Source organism: Pseudomonas sp. FSL W5-0203 (genome assembly GCF_001896155.1).
In the GTDB taxonomy this organism is placed as follows: domain Bacteria; phylum Pseudomonadota; class Gammaproteobacteria; order Pseudomonadales; family Pseudomonadaceae; genus Aquipseudomonas; species Aquipseudomonas paracarnis.
Genome location: NZ_MPOR01000005.1, coordinates 96,572 through 111,142, shown reverse-complemented (window position 1 = coordinate 111,142; position 14,571 = coordinate 96,572). Strand labels below are relative to the sequence as shown.

General features: G+C 59.3%; 12 protein-coding genes. 7 read left to right on the top strand and 5 right to left on the bottom strand.

Going from position 1 to position 14,571, the window contains the following annotated elements; genetic code table 11:
* Window positions 1-62: 62 nt before the first annotated feature.
* Entirely contained in the window at window positions 63-2,288 is a 2,226-nt protein-coding gene (locus tag BOP96_RS07235; protein WP_014718903.1) for an NADP-dependent isocitrate dehydrogenase, read from the bottom strand.
* 482 nt (window positions 2,289-2,770) lie between these two features.
* On the opposite strand from BOP96_RS07235, the gene icd reads away from it, so the two are divergent.
* The gene (gene icd / locus BOP96_RS07230; protein ID WP_005789095.1) at window positions 2,771-4,027 is read left to right on the top strand and encodes an NADP-dependent isocitrate dehydrogenase; all 1,257 of its coding nucleotides are present in this window, start codon (window positions 2,771-2,773) and stop codon (window positions 4,025-4,027) included.
* A gap of 75 nt (window positions 4,028-4,102) precedes the next feature.
* Here icd and cspD read toward each other — a convergent pair whose 3' ends face one another.
* Window positions 4,103-4,375, bottom strand: a complete 273-nt coding sequence (gene cspD, locus BOP96_RS07225) for a cold shock domain-containing protein CspD (protein WP_073452272.1) — start codon at window positions 4,373-4,375, stop codon at window positions 4,103-4,105.
* Between the two features lie 225 nt (window positions 4,376-4,600).
* On the opposite strand from cspD, the gene clpS reads away from it, so the two are divergent.
* Both clpS and clpA read left to right on the top strand, forming a co-directional pair.
* Window positions 4,601-4,969: an ATP-dependent Clp protease adapter ClpS gene (gene clpS, locus BOP96_RS07220; protein WP_005789091.1), complete on the top strand. Its 369-nt coding sequence runs from the start codon at window positions 4,601-4,603 to the stop codon at window positions 4,967-4,969.
* Window positions 4,970-4,998: 29 nt separating this feature from the next.
* Window positions 4,999-7,269 (top strand): ATP-dependent Clp protease ATP-binding subunit ClpA, encoded by a 2,271-nt coding sequence (clpA, locus tag BOP96_RS07215; RefSeq protein ID WP_003192090.1) that lies wholly within the window; start codon window positions 4,999-5,001, stop codon window positions 7,267-7,269.
* 245 nt (window positions 7,270-7,514) lie between these two features.
* Here the strand turns inward: clpA and infA are convergent, their stop codons facing one another.
* The 3 genes from infA to aat form a co-directional block, all read right to left on the bottom strand.
* A complete protein-coding gene (gene infA / locus BOP96_RS07210; RefSeq protein ID WP_002553999.1) occupies window positions 7,515-7,733 on the bottom strand; it encodes a translation initiation factor IF-1 in 219 nt (72 codons plus the stop codon).
* A gap of 100 nt (window positions 7,734-7,833) precedes the next feature.
* Entirely contained in the window at window positions 7,834-8,541 is a 708-nt protein-coding gene (locus BOP96_RS07205; protein WP_003192088.1) for an arginyltransferase, read from the bottom strand.
* 56 nt (window positions 8,542-8,597) lie between these two features.
* The gene (gene aat, locus BOP96_RS07200; protein ID WP_014718900.1) at window positions 8,598-9,278 is read right to left on the bottom strand and encodes a leucyl/phenylalanyl-tRNA--protein transferase; all 681 of its coding nucleotides are present in this window, start codon (window positions 9,276-9,278) and stop codon (window positions 8,598-8,600) included.
* Between the two features lie 474 nt (window positions 9,279-9,752).
* Here aat and ftsK point away from each other — a divergent pair, with 474 nt between their 5' ends.
* Genes ftsK through crcB form a run of 4 tightly spaced genes read left to right on the top strand, consistent with a single transcriptional unit; the run spans window position 9,753 to window position 14,559 of the window.
* The gene (gene ftsK, locus BOP96_RS07195) at window positions 9,753-12,161 is read left to right on the top strand and encodes a DNA translocase FtsK (protein WP_003192084.1); all 2,409 of its coding nucleotides are present in this window, start codon (window positions 9,753-9,755) and stop codon (window positions 12,159-12,161) included.
* A 54-nt stretch (window positions 12,162-12,215) separates the two neighbouring features.
* A complete protein-coding gene (lolA, locus tag BOP96_RS07190) occupies window positions 12,216-12,839 on the top strand; it encodes an outer membrane lipoprotein chaperone LolA (RefSeq protein ID WP_003174700.1) in 624 nt (207 codons plus the stop codon).
* 23 nt (window positions 12,840-12,862) lie between these two features.
* A complete protein-coding gene (locus tag BOP96_RS07185; protein ID WP_014718899.1) occupies window positions 12,863-14,188 on the top strand; it encodes a replication-associated recombination protein A in 1,326 nt (441 codons plus the stop codon).
* A complete protein-coding gene (gene crcB, locus BOP96_RS07180) occupies window positions 14,185-14,559 on the top strand; it encodes a fluoride efflux transporter CrcB (protein ID WP_014718898.1) in 375 nt (124 codons plus the stop codon). The genes BOP96_RS07185 and crcB overlap by 4 nt, the downstream gene beginning before the upstream one ends.
* The last annotated feature ends 12 nt before the right edge of the window (window positions 14,560-14,571 follow it).

The following is a 14,571-nucleotide window of genomic DNA, read 5'->3' as shown; positions in this document are numbered from 1 at the left end:
ATGAAGTCCCTACAAGCAGAAACCCCGGCACTGGGCCGGGGCTTCTTCACATCCTTACAACCTTACTTCAACTTGGCAATCGCCGCATTGAGGGTGTTGCTCGGGCGCATGGCTTTGCTGGTCAGCTCTGGGTTCGGCGCGTAGTAGCCGCCGATGTCCACTGGCTTGCCCTGTACGGCGTTGAGTTCGGCAACGATGGTTGCTTCGTTCTCGGCCAGGGTTTTGGCCAGTTCGCCAAACTGCGCTTGCAGTGCAGTGTCTTCGGTCTGGGCCGCCAGGGCTTGTGCCCAGTACAGCGCCAGGTAGAAGTGGCTGCCGCGGTTGTCGATGTTGCCGACCTTGCGCGATGGCGACTTGTTGTTGTCCAGGAACTGGCCGGTGGCCTGGTCCAGGGTCTTGGACAGTACCAGGGCTTTGGGGTTGTTGTACGTCACACCCAAATGCTCGAGGGACGCGGCCAGGGCCAGGAACTCGCCCAGGGAATCCCAGCGCAGGAAGTTTTCTTCCAGCAGTTGCTGCACGTGCTTTGGAGCCGAACCGCCAGCACCGGTTTCGAACAGGCCACCGCCATTCATCAGCGGCACGATCGACAGCATCTTGGCGCTGGTGCCCAGTTCCATGATCGGGAACAGGTCGGTCAGGTAGTCGCGCAGTACGTTGCCGGTCACCGAGATGGTGTCCAGGCCCTTGCGGGTGCGCTCCAGGGTGAACTTCATCGCATCGACCGGGGCCATGATGCGGATGTCCAGGCCTTCGGTGTTGTGATCTTTCAGGTAGGTCTGAACTTTCTCGACCACCACGCCATCGTGCGCGCGCTTAGGGTCCAGCCAGAAAATGGCCGGGGTGTTGCTGGCGCGGGCACGGTTGACGGCGAGCTTGACCCAGTCCTGGATCGGCGCGTCTTTGGTCTGGCACATGCGGAAGATGTCGCCAGCTTCGACGTTCTGTTCCATCAGCAGGTTGCCCTGGCTGTCGGTGACGCGGACAACGCCGTCAGCCTTGATCTGGAAGGTCTTGTCGTGGGAACCGTACTCTTCGGCTTTCTTCGCCATCAGGCCAACGTTTGGCACGCTGCCCATGGTGGTGGGGTCGAAGGCGCCATTGGCCTTGCAGTCTTCGATGACCGCCTGGTAGATGGTGGCGTAGCAGCGATCCGGGATCACAGCCTTGGTGTCGTGCAACTGGCCGTCGGTGCCCCACATCTTGCCGGAGTCACGGATCATCGCTGGCATCGAGGCGTCGACGATGACGTCGCTCGGCACGTGCAGGTTGGTGATGCCTTTGTCGGAGTTGACCATCGCCAGGGCAGGGCGAACGGCGTAGACCGCCTGGATATCGGCTTCGATCTGCGCCTGCTGGTCGGCCGGCAGGGCCTTGATGCGGGCGTATAGGTCGCCGATGCCGTTGTTCAGGTTGAAGCCGATCTGTTCCAGCACGGTCGCGTGCTTGGCCAGGGCGTCTTTATAGAACTCGGCAACGATCTGGCCGAACATGATCGGGTCGGAGACCTTCATCATGGTGGCTTTCAAGTGAACCGACAGCAGCACGCCTTGCTTCTTGGCGTCTTCGATTTCAGCGGCGATGAAGCTGCGCAGGGCTTTCTTGCTCAGCACGGCGGTGTCGATGATTTCGCCGGCCTGAACGCTGGTCTTTTCCTTCAGGACGGTGGTGGTGCCGTCCTTCGCAACCAGCGCAATTTTGACCGCGTCAGCGGTTTCGATCTGCACGGCTTTTTCGCTGCCGTAGAAGTCGCCGTTGTTCATGTGGGCAATGTGCGACTTGGAGTCGGCAGCCCAGGCGCCCATCTTGTGCGGGTGCTTGCGTGCGTAGTTCTTGACCGACAGCGGTGCGCGACGGTCGGAGTTGCCTTCGCGCAGTACCGGGTTCACGGCGCTGCCCTTGACCTTGTCGTAACGTGCACGGGTTTCTTTTTCCGCGTCGGTGGTTACGGTTTCAGGGTAGTCCGGCAGGGCGTAGCCCTGGGCCTGCAGTTCCTTGATCGCGGCTTGCAGCTGCGGGGTCGAGGCGCTGATGTTGGGAAGCTTGATGATGTTGGCTTCAGGCGTAACGGCCAGGTCGCCCAGTTCGGCGAGGTGGTCCGGGATGGCCTTGGTGCCCAGTTGCTCGGGGAAGCTTGCGAGGATGCGCCCGGCGAGGGAAATGTCGCGGGTTTCCACGGCAATATCAGCGGAAGCGGTGAAGGCCTCTACGATAGGCAGCAGTGAATAGGTGGCGAGGGCTGGGGCTTCGTCGGTGAAGGTGTAGATGATCTTCGAGCGGGTGGGCATATTCGGATTAACTCTCTTCTTTGCTGAAAGCGTGCGCAGAAACTCGAGATGCGCCGGGTAGAGCGCGTTCGTTCAAAGTCATCCATGAGCGAAATGTCGAGGTTTCTTCGCGGTGATGTTGGTTTGCATCAGTCGAGCGTCAAGCGGGTGGGCTATGGTAATAGTCCGGCTTTCTGGCGAAAGGCTACGTTCTAGAGCGGTCCGCCGTCGTGACTCTTTGGTCAGCGGCGGCATTATACATAGGTCGCTATGCTTACGCTGAGCCTTCATACAAAAGGGGGCTCGTCCATTGGTCTAAAGGTCGCAGGTGCGTGGGTAGTGGGATGTGCTCAAGATTGGCGCTTTTCCCTTTGCTTTCAGGCTTGTAGGCCACCAAATATGCTGTTTTCGATGCAAATGAGCATGGCGTGAGGTTTCAGTCGCCATTTATCTGGAGTAGGCTCGAACGCAGCCAGATGTTCAATCCATAGATGGAGTTCAGCATGGGATACAAGAAGATTCAGGTTCCGGCAGTCGGCGACAAAATCACCGTCAATGCAGACCATTCTCTCAATGTTCCTGACCAACCGATCATCCCCTACATCGAAGGTGACGGTATTGGCGTCGACATCAGCCCGGTGATGATCAAGGTGGTCGACGCCGCTGTTGAAAAGGCTTACGGCGGCAAGCGCAAAATCTCCTGGATGGAGGTGTACGCTGGCGAAAAAGCCACTCAAGTCTACGACCAGGACACCTGGCTGCCCCAGGAAACCCTGGACGCGGTCAAGGATTACGTGGTGTCCATCAAGGGCCCGCTGACAACGCCGGTGGGTGGCGGTATCCGCTCGCTGAACGTAGCGCTGCGCCAGCAACTTGACCTGTACGTGTGCCTGCGCCCGGTGCGCTGGTTCGAAGGCGTGCCCAGTCCGGTGAAAAAGCCTGGCGACGTGGACATGACTATTTTCCGTGAGAACTCCGAGGATATTTACGCGGGCATCGAGTGGAAGGCCGGTTCGCCGGAAGCGATCAAAGTGATCAAGTTCCTCAAGGAAGAAATGGGTGTTACCAAGATCCGTTTCGACCAGGATTGCGGGATTGGCGTCAAGCCGGTCTCCAAAGAGGGTACCAAGCGCCTGGCGCGCAAGGCCTTGCAGTATGTGGTGGATAACGACCGCGACTCGCTGACCATCGTGCACAAAGGCAACATCATGAAATTCACCGAAGGGGCCTTCAAGGAATGGGCCTACGAAGTGGCGGCTGAAGAGTTCGGTGCGACCTTGCTCGATGGCGGGCCGTGGATGCAGTTCAAGAACCCCAAGACCGGCAAGAATGTAGTGGTCAAAGATGCCATTGCCGACGCCATGCTCCAGCAGATCCTGCTGCGCCCGGCCGAATATGACGTGATCGCGACCCTCAACCTCAATGGTGATTACCTGTCCGACGCCCTGGCGGCGGAAGTGGGCGGCATTGGTATTGCGCCGGGGGCCAACCTGTCGGACACCGTGGCAATGTTTGAAGCCACCCACGGTACTGCGCCTAAATATGCGGGCAAGGATCAGGTCAACCCTGGTTCATTGATCCTGTCGGCGGAAATGATGCTGCGGCATATGGGCTGGGTCGAGGCGGCGGATCTGATCATCAAGGGCACCAACGGCGCGATTTCGGCCAAGACCGTGACCTATGACTTCGAGCGTCTGATGGATGGCGCTACGTTGGTGTCGTCGTCGGGGTTTGGTGATGCGTTGATCAAGCATATGTAAACAGGCAGAGAAAACCGGCCGCCCTGATGAGTCGGGGCGGCCGGTTTGCTTTGAGTGCTTGATTTCAGTGGCTGGTCAGGCCCGCTGCTTCTCTGATTTTTCTACCTTTGTTTCTTTCACGCCTGCAGTGGCAGGCGCATCAACAATATTTACGGCATGCATGCCTTTTGGCCCTTGAATGATTTCAAAGTTGACACGCTGACCCGCTTTCAGCGTTTTGTAACCTTCCATCTGGATCGCTGAGAAATGCGCAAAAAGGTCCTCGGTCTTGCCGTCTTCCTTGCCGTCTTCAATGACGAAGCCGTAACCCTTGACATTGTTGAACCACTTGACCTTACCACTAGCCATTCCCTTATCCCTCTGCACCAGACTCCATCACTGGAGTATCATCCTGTCTATCCGTCCTAACCCGAATAAATAAGGTTGACTGCGCGGACCTTTTTTACCCACTGTGGGCTCTATTCGTTGTAACACCGTTTCGCCGATAGTCAAGGTGACCAAAGGGTCAGAGTTGAAATTCTGACAGGCCGCCCCCACCACTGTAATTGAACCACTGACGAACCTTTCTTTCCCATGCATGCAAACAGCCAGATTCGACTAACATTCAATCAGGATCGCCCGGATCAGGAACATGACGACGACGGTTCTGCAGGCATTGCTGTTCAGGAGGCCAAGCCTGCTTTACAGGCGCCGCCGATGTACAAGGTGGTTTTGTTTAATGATGACTACACACCGATGGATTTCGTCGTCGAAGTGCTCGAGGTGTTTTTCAACCTGAACCGCGAGTTGGCGACCAAGGTAATGCTGGCCGTTCACACAGAAGGACGGGCAGTATGTGGAGTGTTTACCCGCGACATCGCCGAGACAAAGGCCATGCAGGTCAACCAGTACGCCAGGGAAAGCCAGCATCCGCTACTCTGTGAAATCGAGAAGGACGGTTAACGCCGACCACTTGGGTATGAGGTGAAGCTATGTTAAACCGCGAGCTCGAAGTCACCCTCAATCTTGCCTTCAAAGAGGCTCGTTCGAAGCGTCATGAATTCATGACCGTCGAACACCTTTTGCTGGCACTTTTGGATAACGAAGCTGCCGCCACCGTTCTACGTGCGTGCGGCGCCAACCTCGACAAGCTCAAGCATGACCTGCAGGAGTTTATCGACTCCACCACGCCACTGATCCCCGTGCATGACGAGGACCGCGAAACCCAGCCAACCCTGGGGTTCCAGCGGGTATTGCAGCGTGCTGTGTTCCACGTACAGAGCTCCGGTAAGCGTGAAGTCACGGGCGCGAATGTGCTGGTGGCAATTTTCAGCGAACAGGAAAGCCAGGCCGTGTTCCTGCTCAAGCAGCAGAGCGTTGCCCGTATTGATGTAGTCAATTACATCGCCCACGGTATCTCCAAGGTGCCTGGGCACGGCGATCATTCCGAGGGCGAGCAGGATATGCAGGACGAGGAGGGCGGTGAGTCTTCTTCTTCCAGCAACCCGCTGGATGCCTATGCCAGCAACCTCAATGAAATGGCGCGCCAGGGGCGGATCGATCCGCTGGTGGGGCGTGAGCACGAGGTAGAGCGTGTAGCGCAGATACTTGCGCGTCGTCGCAAGAACAACCCGTTGCTGGTGGGCGAGGCGGGCGTGGGTAAAACCGCGATTGCCGAAGGCCTGGCCAAGCGCATTGTCGACAACCAGGTGCCAGACCTGCTGGCCAGCAGTGTCGTCTATTCCCTTGACCTGGGCGCGTTGCTCGCCGGGACCAAGTACCGTGGCGATTTCGAGAAACGCTTCAAGGCGTTGCTCGGCGAGCTGAAAAAACGCCCGCAGGCCATCCTGTTCATCGACGAGATCCATACCATCATTGGCGCCGGTGCGGCTTCCGGTGGGGTGATGGACGCTTCCAACCTGCTCAAGCCGCTGCTGTCCTCCGGTGATATCCGCTGCATTGGTTCGACCACGTTCCAGGAATTTCGCGGCATCTTCGAAAAAGACCGTGCCCTGGCGCGTCGCTTCCAGAAAGTCGACGTGTCCGAGCCGTCGGTTGAAGATACCATCGGCATCCTGCGTGGGCTCAAGGGGCGTTTTGAAGCGCACCATGGCATCGAGTACACCGATGAGGCCTTGCGTGCGGCGGCTGAGCTGGCGTCGCGCTACATCAATGACCGGCATATGCCTGACAAGGCCATCGATGTGATCGACGAAGCGGGTGCCTACCAGCGCCTGCAACCGGTCGAGAAGCGCGTGAAGCGCATCGACGTGCCTCAGGTCGAGGACATCGTGGCCAAGATCGCGCGGATTCCGCCAAAACACGTCACCAGTTCCGACAAGGAGCTGCTGCGTAACCTGGAGCGCGACCTCAAGCTCACCGTGTTTGGCCAGGATGCGGCCATCGACTCGCTGTCCACGGCGATCAAGTTGTCCCGTGCGGGCCTCAAGTCGCCGGACAAGCCAGTCGGTTCGTTCCTGTTCGCAGGCCCGACCGGTGTCGGCAAGACCGAGGCGGCTCGCCAGTTGGCCAAGGCCATGGGCATCGAGCTGGTCCGTTTCGACATGTCCGAGTACATGGAGCGCCACACTGTGTCGCGCTTGATCGGTGCGCCTCCGGGCTATGTCGGCTTCGACCAGGGCGGCCTGTTGACCGAGGCGATCACCAAGCAGCCACATTGCGTATTGCTGCTCGATGAAATCGAAAAGGCTCACCCGGAAGTCTTCAACCTGTTGTTGCAGGTCATGGACCACGGGACCCTGACCGATAACAACGGGCGCAAGGCGGACTTCCGCAATGTGATCGTGATCATGACCACCAACGCCGGTGCCGAAACCGCGGCGCGGGCTTCGATCGGCTTTACGCATCAGGATCACTCCTCCGATGCCATGGAAGTGATCAAGAAGAGCTTCACGCCGGAGTTCCGCAACCGCCTGGACACCATTATCCAGTTTGGTCGCCTCAGCCATGAGGTCATCAAAAGCGTGGTGGACAAGTTCCTCACCGAGCTTCAAGCGCAGTTGGAAGACAAGCGCGTGCAGCTGGATGTGACGGAAGCGGCCCGCAGTTGGATCGCAGAGGGCGGCTACGATGCGGCAATGGGCGCACGCCCGATGGCGCGTCTGATCCAGGACAAGATCAAGCGGCCACTGGCCGAAGAGATCCTGTTCGGCGAACTCTCCGACCATGGTGGCGTGGTGCACATCGACCTGAAGGACGGCGAGCTGACCTTCGAGTTCGAGACCACGGCGGAAATGGCCTGATCGTTAGCTGCAACATTGCAAAAGGCGCCGAAAGGCGCCTTTTTGCTGCCTGAAATACGATTTACGAGACTGTGACCATCAACTGTGGGAGCTGGGTTGCCTGCGATGGCGGTCCTTCGGTCGCACATCGTTAACTGGCCCACCGCTATCGCAGGCAAGCCAGCTCCCACAGGGTCGAGTGGCGACTGTTAAATCCTGCGCACACAAAAACGCCCGGCATAACCGGGCGTTTTGTATTGACTTGCTTAGCGAGCGCGGTAAGTGATGCGCCCTTTGCTCAAGTCATAGGGCGTCAGCTCGACGCGCACTTTGTCACCGGTAAGAATACGAATGTAGTTCTTGCGCATCTTGCCGGAGATATGCGCGGTTACGACGTGCCCATTTTCCAACTCCACACGAAACATGGTGTTGGGCAGGGTGTCGACGACAGTGCCTTCCATTTCGAAGCTGTCTTCTTTCGACATGCAGTAAAGCCCTCGGTATCCAGTGAATGGCCCGGTGCAACTGCGCCAGGCAAAAGCGGCGTGCATTGTGCCCGAAAAAGGGTGTTCAAGCCAAGGGGTTCTAGTTAAGCGTGACCCATCTTTGATTAATCAGCAGCTCAATGGGCCGATATTGGGTCTTGTAGTTCATCTTTTTGCAGTTCTTGATCCAGTATCCGAGGTACACCGCCTCCAGTTCCAGGCGCAGCGCTTCGCCTATCTGCCACAGGATGGCGAAGCGCCCGAGGCTGCGGCGTTCTTCGGTCGGTTCATAGAAGGTGTACACCGCCGAGAGGCCGTTGGGCAGTAGGTCGGTGACCGCCACGGCCAACAGGCGGCCGTCGAGGCGGAATTCGTAGAACCGCGAAAAGGGCAGGTCACGCACCAGGAATGTGGAAAACTGGTCGCGGCTGGGTGGATACATATCGCCGTCGGCATGACGCTGCTCGATATAGCGTTGGTAGAGATCGAAATATTCTTCGCTGTATTGGGGTTTGGTGGCGTGTACGGTCAGGTCGGCGTTGCGCTTGAGAATGCGTTTCTGGTTACGGTCGGGCGAAAACTGCGCAACCGGGATGCGTGCGGGCACGCAGGCATTACAGTTCTGGCAATGGGGGCGATACAGGTGATCGCCGCTGCGCCGGAAGCCCATCTCGGACAGGTCGGCATACACATGCACGTCCATGGGCTGGCTGGGATCGAGGAACAGCGTGGTGGCCTGCTCGTCGGGCAGATAGCTGCATGAGTGGGCTTGAGTGGCATAGAACTTCAAGCGCGCCAGCTCGGTCATGATCAACCCTCGGGATAAGCTTTGAAATAAGTGTAAGCCACGTGCGCGAAAGTCGCCTAGGAAACCCACGGCCCGGCGTTGGGTTGGTCCAGATGTTTGTCCAGGAAGTCAGCGAAGACGCTGCGCGGTATGCCGCGGGCACCCAGGCTGTGCAGGTGATCATTGGGCATCTGGCAATCGATCAGCACAAATCCCCAGGCTTGCAGTTGCCGGGTCAATGTGGCGAAACCGAATTTGGAGGCGTTGTCGGCGCGGCTGAACATGGACTCGCCAAAAAACAACTGGCCCATCGCCAGACCGTACAGGCCGCCCACCAGTTCGCCCTGGTCCCAGACCTCGACGGAATGCGCGTAGCCACGCTGGTGCAGCTCCAGATAGGCCTGCTGGATGCTTTCGGTGATCCAAGTGCCATCGGCATAGGCACGGGGCGCGGCGCAGGCGTGTATGACGGCGGCGAAATCCTGGTCGAAGGTCACGGTATAGCGCTGCTGGCGCAATAATTTGCCCAGGCTGCGGGAAACATGCAGCTCGTCGGGGAATATCACTGTGCGAGGGTCGGGTGACCACCAGAGGATAGGCTGGCCTTCGGAGAACCAGGGAAAACAGCCATGACGGTAGGCCTGGATCAGTCGTTCGGCCGACAGGTCGCCACCGGCGGCGAGCAGGCCGTTGGGTTCGCGCATGGCCTTGGCCAAAGGTGGGAACGTCAGGGTGTCGCGTTGTAACCAGGTCAGCATGGCATCCAGGCTTACGGAAGGGGAGGGGAGTGGCAGGTCATGCACCTGCACCGCAAGTGTTGATTATTGACGACCCGGCGCCACGGGGCCAGCCCGAATAGGCTATTAACGAGGATTAGCATGAGCGGGTGTTTCTGCAACTCTGCACACAGGGTGTGGTCGTAATCGGGTCTGGCGCATGCCGGCCATTTGCCAAGCTTGCCTGGATTGCTAAATACAGCTCATAAGCCTTTGTCAGCAAAGGCAATGCATGCTCAAATTGTCCGTGCAGTCAGGTGAGCGGCAAGTGTGTGGCATCGCGCACGCAAACCCGTACAATGCGGCCATTGTGGCGTTATCGCCATTTCACCTATCCGTCACCGGATGTTAAAAGTAGATTCAGCAACATTCGTTCATTTTTCAGCTGCTCCGGATAGAGCAGTCGTGTAGTCATTTAACAGATGGACGCGCTAAAGGCGCAGGAATAGACCCGTTTTGAAGAAATCCGCCGCAGCACCTAAAGCAGCAGTCGTACCGGCCTGGCGCCAGCACCTGCATTACCGACTCAAGGAAGGCGCACTGATTGCCATCGGTGCGCTGTGTCTGTTCCTGATGATGGCCTTGCTCACCTATGGCAAGGACGATCCGGGCTGGAGTCATAACAGCAAAATCGATGACGTGCAGAATTTCGGCGGCCCTGTAGGTTCTTACAGCGCCGATATCCTCTTCATGATCCTGGGTTACTTCGCCTACATTTTCCCGCTGTTGCTGGCGATCAAGACCTGGCAGATCTTCCGCCAGCGTCACGAACCGTGGCAGTGGAGCGGCTGGCTGTTCTCCTGGCGCCTGATCGGCCTGGTGTTCCTGGTGCTGTCGGGCGCTGCGCTGGCGCATATCCACTTCCATGCACCGACCGGCTTGCCGGCGGGCGCGGGCGGGGCTCTGGGCGAAAGCCTCGGCGACCTGGCACGCCGTACCCTGAATATCCAGGGCAGCACCCTGATGTTCATCGCGCTGTTCCTGTTCGGCCTGACGGTATTCACCGACCTGTCATGGTTCAAGGTGATGGACGTGACCGGCAAGATCACCCTCGACCTGTTCGAATTGTTCCAGGGCGCCGCCAACCGCTGGTGGGCCGCCCGTGTCGAGCGCAAGCAAATGGTGGCGCAGTTGCGTGAGGTTGACACCCGTGTCAACGAGGTGGTGGCTCCAAGCACGCCGGATCGACGCGAGCAAGCCAAGGTCAAGGAGCGCTTGATCGAGCGCGAGCAGGCCCTGAGCAAGCACATGTCGGACCGTGAAAAGCAGGTGCCGCCCGTGATCGCCCCGGCACCGCCCAAGGCGCCGGAGCCCAGCCATCGCGTGCAAAAAGAGAAGCAGGCACCGTTGTTTATCGACAGCGCTGTCGAAGGCACCTTGCCGCCGATCTCGATTCTGGACCCGGCCGAAAAGAAACAACTCAACTATTCCCCCGAATCCCTGGCGGCCGTCGGCCACCTGCTGGAAATCAAGCTCAAGGAATTCGGCGTCGAAGTGTCGGTGGACTCGATCCATCCGGGCCCGGTGATCACCCGTTACGAAATCCAACCGGCCGCCGGGGTAAAAGTCAGCCGTATTTCCAACCTGGCCAAAGATTTGGCACGTTCCCTGGCCGTCACCAGCGTGCGCGTGGTGGAAGTGATCCCGGGCAAGACCACCGTGGGTATCGAGATCCCCAACGAAGACCGGCAGATCGTGCGCTTCTCCGAAGTGCTGTCGACGCCGGAATACGACAACTTCAAATCGCCGGTCACCCTGGCGCTCGGCCATGACATCGGCGGCAAGCCGGTGATTACCGACCTGGCGAAAATGCCGCACCTGCTGGTAGCCGGTACCACCGGTTCCGGTAAGTCGGTGGGTGTGAACGCCATGATCCTGTCGATCCTGTTCAAGTCCGGGCCGGATGACGCCAAGCTCATCATGATCGACCCGAAGATGCTGGAACTGTCGATCTACGAAGGCATCCCGCACCTGCTGTGCCCGGTGGTTACCGACATGAAGGACGCCGCCAACGCCCTGCGTTGGAGCGTTGCCGAGATGGAGCGCCGCTACAAGCTGATGGCGAAGATGGGCGTGCGTAACCTGTCGGGCTTCAATGCCAAGGTCAAAGAAGCCCAGGACGCCGGCACACCGCTGACCGACCCGCTGTACAAGCGCGAAAGCATTCACGATGAAGCACCGCTGCTGACCAAGCTGCCGACCATCGTGGTGGTGGTCGATGAATTTGCCGACATGATGATGATCGTCGGCAAGAAGGTTGAAGAGCTGATCGCCCGTATCGCCCAGAAGGCGCGGGCGGCGGGCATCCACTTGATTCTCGCGACCCAGCGGCCGTCGGTGGACGTGATCACCGGCCTGATCAAGGCCAACATTCCGACGCGCATGGCGTTCCAGGTCTCCAGCAAGATCGACTCGCGTACCATCATCGACCAGGGTGGCGCCGAGCAACTGCTGGGCCACGGTGACATGCTGTACATGCCGCCCGGGACCAGCCTGCCGATTCGCGTTCACGGCGCCTTTGTTTCCGATGACGAAGTCCACCGTGTGGTCGAAGCCTGGAAACTGCGCGGCGCGCCGGAATATAACGACGACATTCTCGCTGGCGTGGAAGAGGCCGGCAGCGGCTTCGACGGTGGCAGCAGCGGTGGCGACGATGATGCTGAAACCGACGCGCTCTACGACGAGGCCGTGGCCTTCGTACTGGAAAGCCGCCGTGCCTCGATTTCGGCGGTGCAGCGCAAGCTTAAAATCGGCTACAACCGCGCCGCCCGCATGATCGAAGCCATGGAAATGGCCGGCGTCGTGACCGCAATGAACACCAATGGCTCGCGTGAAGTCATCGCCCCTGGGCAGATGCGCGACTGATTCCGCGCCGCGTGGCAACACGCGGCGTGCCCTGACTACTCAATGAGGACTCCCATGCGCTTTATCCGCATGCTGTTGTTGCCGGCCCTGGCCTTGACCGCTGTTTCGGCTCACGCTGACCCGGCTTCCGTCGCCAGCCTGAAGAACCTGTTGGACAAATCCCAGACCCTCACCGCGCGCTTCTCCCAGCTCACCCTGGATGCCGGCGGCACCCAGTTGCAGGAAACAGCCGGTGAAATGGCCGTGCAGCGCCCAGGGCTGTTCTACTGGCATACCGAAGGCAAGGCTGAGCAGACCATCGTTTCCGACGGCCAGAAAGTCACGCTGTGGGACCCGGACCTGGAACAAGCCACCATCAAGAAGCTCGATCCACGCCTGAACCAGACCCCGGCACTGCTGCTGTCGGGTGATGTGTCGAAAATCAACGACAGCTTCGACATCACCTCCAAGCAGACCAGCAACGTCATCGAATTCACCCTCAAGCCAAAATCCAAGGACACGCTGTTTGACACGCTGTCCTTGTCGTTCGGCAACGGCGTGATCAACAACATGCGCCTGGTCGACAGCGTCGGCCAGCGCACCGATATCCTGTTCTCCGGAGTCAAGGCCAACCAGCCGGTGCCCGCGTCCAAGTTCAAGTTCGACATCCCCAAGGGTGCCGACGTGATCCAGGAATAATCTAGAGGTTTCAAACGCTGCCCATGGATCTGTTTCGAAGTGACCCGATTGCCCAGCCACTGGCCGCGCGCTTGCGTTCGACCAACCTGGATGAGTACGTCGGTCAGGAACACCTGCTCGCTCGCGGCAAACCCTTGCGCGAAGCCTTGGAGCAGGGTGCGCTGCATTCGATGATTTTCTGGGGGCCGCCGGGCGTGGGCAAGACCACCCTGGCGCGGCTGCTGGCGAAAGTCTCGGACGCGCACTTTGAAACGGTCTCGGCGGTGCTCGCCGGGGTGAAGGAGATCCGCCAGGCGGTGGAAGTGGCCAAGCAGCAGGCCGGGCAATACGGCAAGCGCACTATCCTGTTCGTCGACGAAGTGCATCGCTTCAACAAGTCGCAGCAGGATGCGTTCCTGCCTTATGTCGAGGACGGTACGCTGATCTTTATCGGCGCCACCACCGAAAACCCTTCCTTTGAATTGAACAACGCCTTGTTGTCACGGGCGCGGGTCTATGTGCTCAAGAGCCTGGATGAAGCGGCGATGCAAAAGCTGCTGCACCGTGCCTTGAGCGAAGACAAGGGCCTGGGCAAGCGCCAGCTGAGCCTCAGCGATGAAGGCTTCAAGATTTTGCTGACCGCCGCCGATGGTGACGGGCGTCGCTTTCTCAACCTGCTGGAGAACGCTTCCGACCTGGCCGAAGACGGCGGCGAGATTGGCGTTGATCTGTTGCAAAGCCTGCTGGGTGACACGCGCCGACGTTTCGACAAGGGCGGCGAAGCCTTCTACGACCAGATTTCCGCGCTGCACAAATCCGTACGCGGTTCCAACCCTGACGGCGCGCTGTATTGGTTTGCGCGCATGATCGATGGCGGTTGCGACCCGCTGTACCTGGCGCGCCGCGTAGTGCGCATGGCCAGCGAAGACATCGGCAACGCCGACCCGCGGGCCCTGAGCCTGTGCCTGGCCGCCTGGGAGGTGCAGGAGCGCCTCGGCAGCCCGGAAGGCGAGCTGGCGGTGGCCCAGGCCATCACCTACCTGGCCTGCGCGCCGAAAAGCAACGCGGTGTATATGGGCTTCAAGTCGGCCCTGCGTGCGGCCGCCGAGCACGGCTCCCTCGAAGTGCCGCTGCACCTGCGCAACGCACCGACCAAGTTGATGAAGCAACTGGGGTATGGCGACGAATACCGTTATGCCCACGATGAGCCGGACGCCTATGCGGCCGGCGAAGACTACTTCCCCGATGAGCTGGAGCCGCAGCCGTTCTACCAGCCCGTGCCCCGTGGCCTGGAGCTGAAGATCGGTGAGAAGCTCAATCACCTGGCCACCCTCGACCGTCTGAGCCCCCGGCAGCGGAGAAAATCATGATTCCTTTGGTGGTCGCCGTCTCGGTGGGGGGGATTGCCGGGACGCTGTTGCGCTTCGCCACCGGCAATTGGATCAACGCCAATTGGCCGAAACACTTCTATACGGCGACGCTCGCCGTTAATATCGTGGGCTGCCTGTTGATCGGCGTGTTATACGGCCTGTTTTTGTTACGCCCGGAAGTGCCTGTCGAGGTACGTGCCGGCCTGATGGTTGGCTTTCTTGGCGGCCTGACGACTTTTTCATCCTTTTCACTGGATACCGTGCGCCTGCTGGAAAGCGGGCAAGTGCCGCTGGCGATTGGCTATGCGGCCATCAGCGTATTCGGCGGGCTGCTCGCCACCTGGGCTGGCCTGTCCTTGACCAAACTTTGATAACGAGAGACC

Bases quoted from the DNA above. Each gene is read 5' to 3' on its own strand.
- BOP96_RS07235 (WP_014718903.1), bottom strand. From the start codon at position 2,288: ATGCCCACCCGCTCGAAGATCATCTACACCTTCACCGACGAAGCCCCA.
- icd (WP_005789095.1), top strand. From the start codon at position 2,771: ATGGGATACAAGAAGATTCAGGTTCCGGCAGTCGGCGACAAAATCACC.
- cspD (WP_073452272.1), bottom strand. From the start codon at position 4,375: ATGGCTAGTGGTAAGGTCAAGTGGTTCAACAATGTCAAGGGTTACGGC.
- clpS (WP_005789091.1), top strand. From the start codon at position 4,601: ATGCATGCAAACAGCCAGATTCGACTAACATTCAATCAGGATCGCCCG.
- clpA (WP_003192090.1), top strand. From the start codon at position 4,999: ATGTTAAACCGCGAGCTCGAAGTCACCCTCAATCTTGCCTTCAAAGAG.
- infA (WP_002553999.1), bottom strand. From the start codon at position 7,733: ATGTCGAAAGAAGACAGCTTCGAAATGGAAGGCACTGTCGTCGACACC.
- BOP96_RS07205 (WP_003192088.1), bottom strand. From the start codon at position 8,541: ATGACCGAGCTGGCGCGCTTGAAGTTCTATGCCACTCAAGCCCACTCA.
- aat (WP_014718900.1), bottom strand. From the start codon at position 9,278: ATGCTGACCTGGTTACAACGCGACACCCTGACGTTCCCACCTTTGGCC.
- lolA (WP_003174700.1), top strand. From the start codon at position 12,216: ATGCGCTTTATCCGCATGCTGTTGTTGCCGGCCCTGGCCTTGACCGCT.
- BOP96_RS07185 (WP_014718899.1), top strand. From the start codon at position 12,863: ATGGATCTGTTTCGAAGTGACCCGATTGCCCAGCCACTGGCCGCGCGC.
- crcB (WP_014718898.1), top strand. From the start codon at position 14,185: ATGATTCCTTTGGTGGTCGCCGTCTCGGTGGGGGGGATTGCCGGGACG.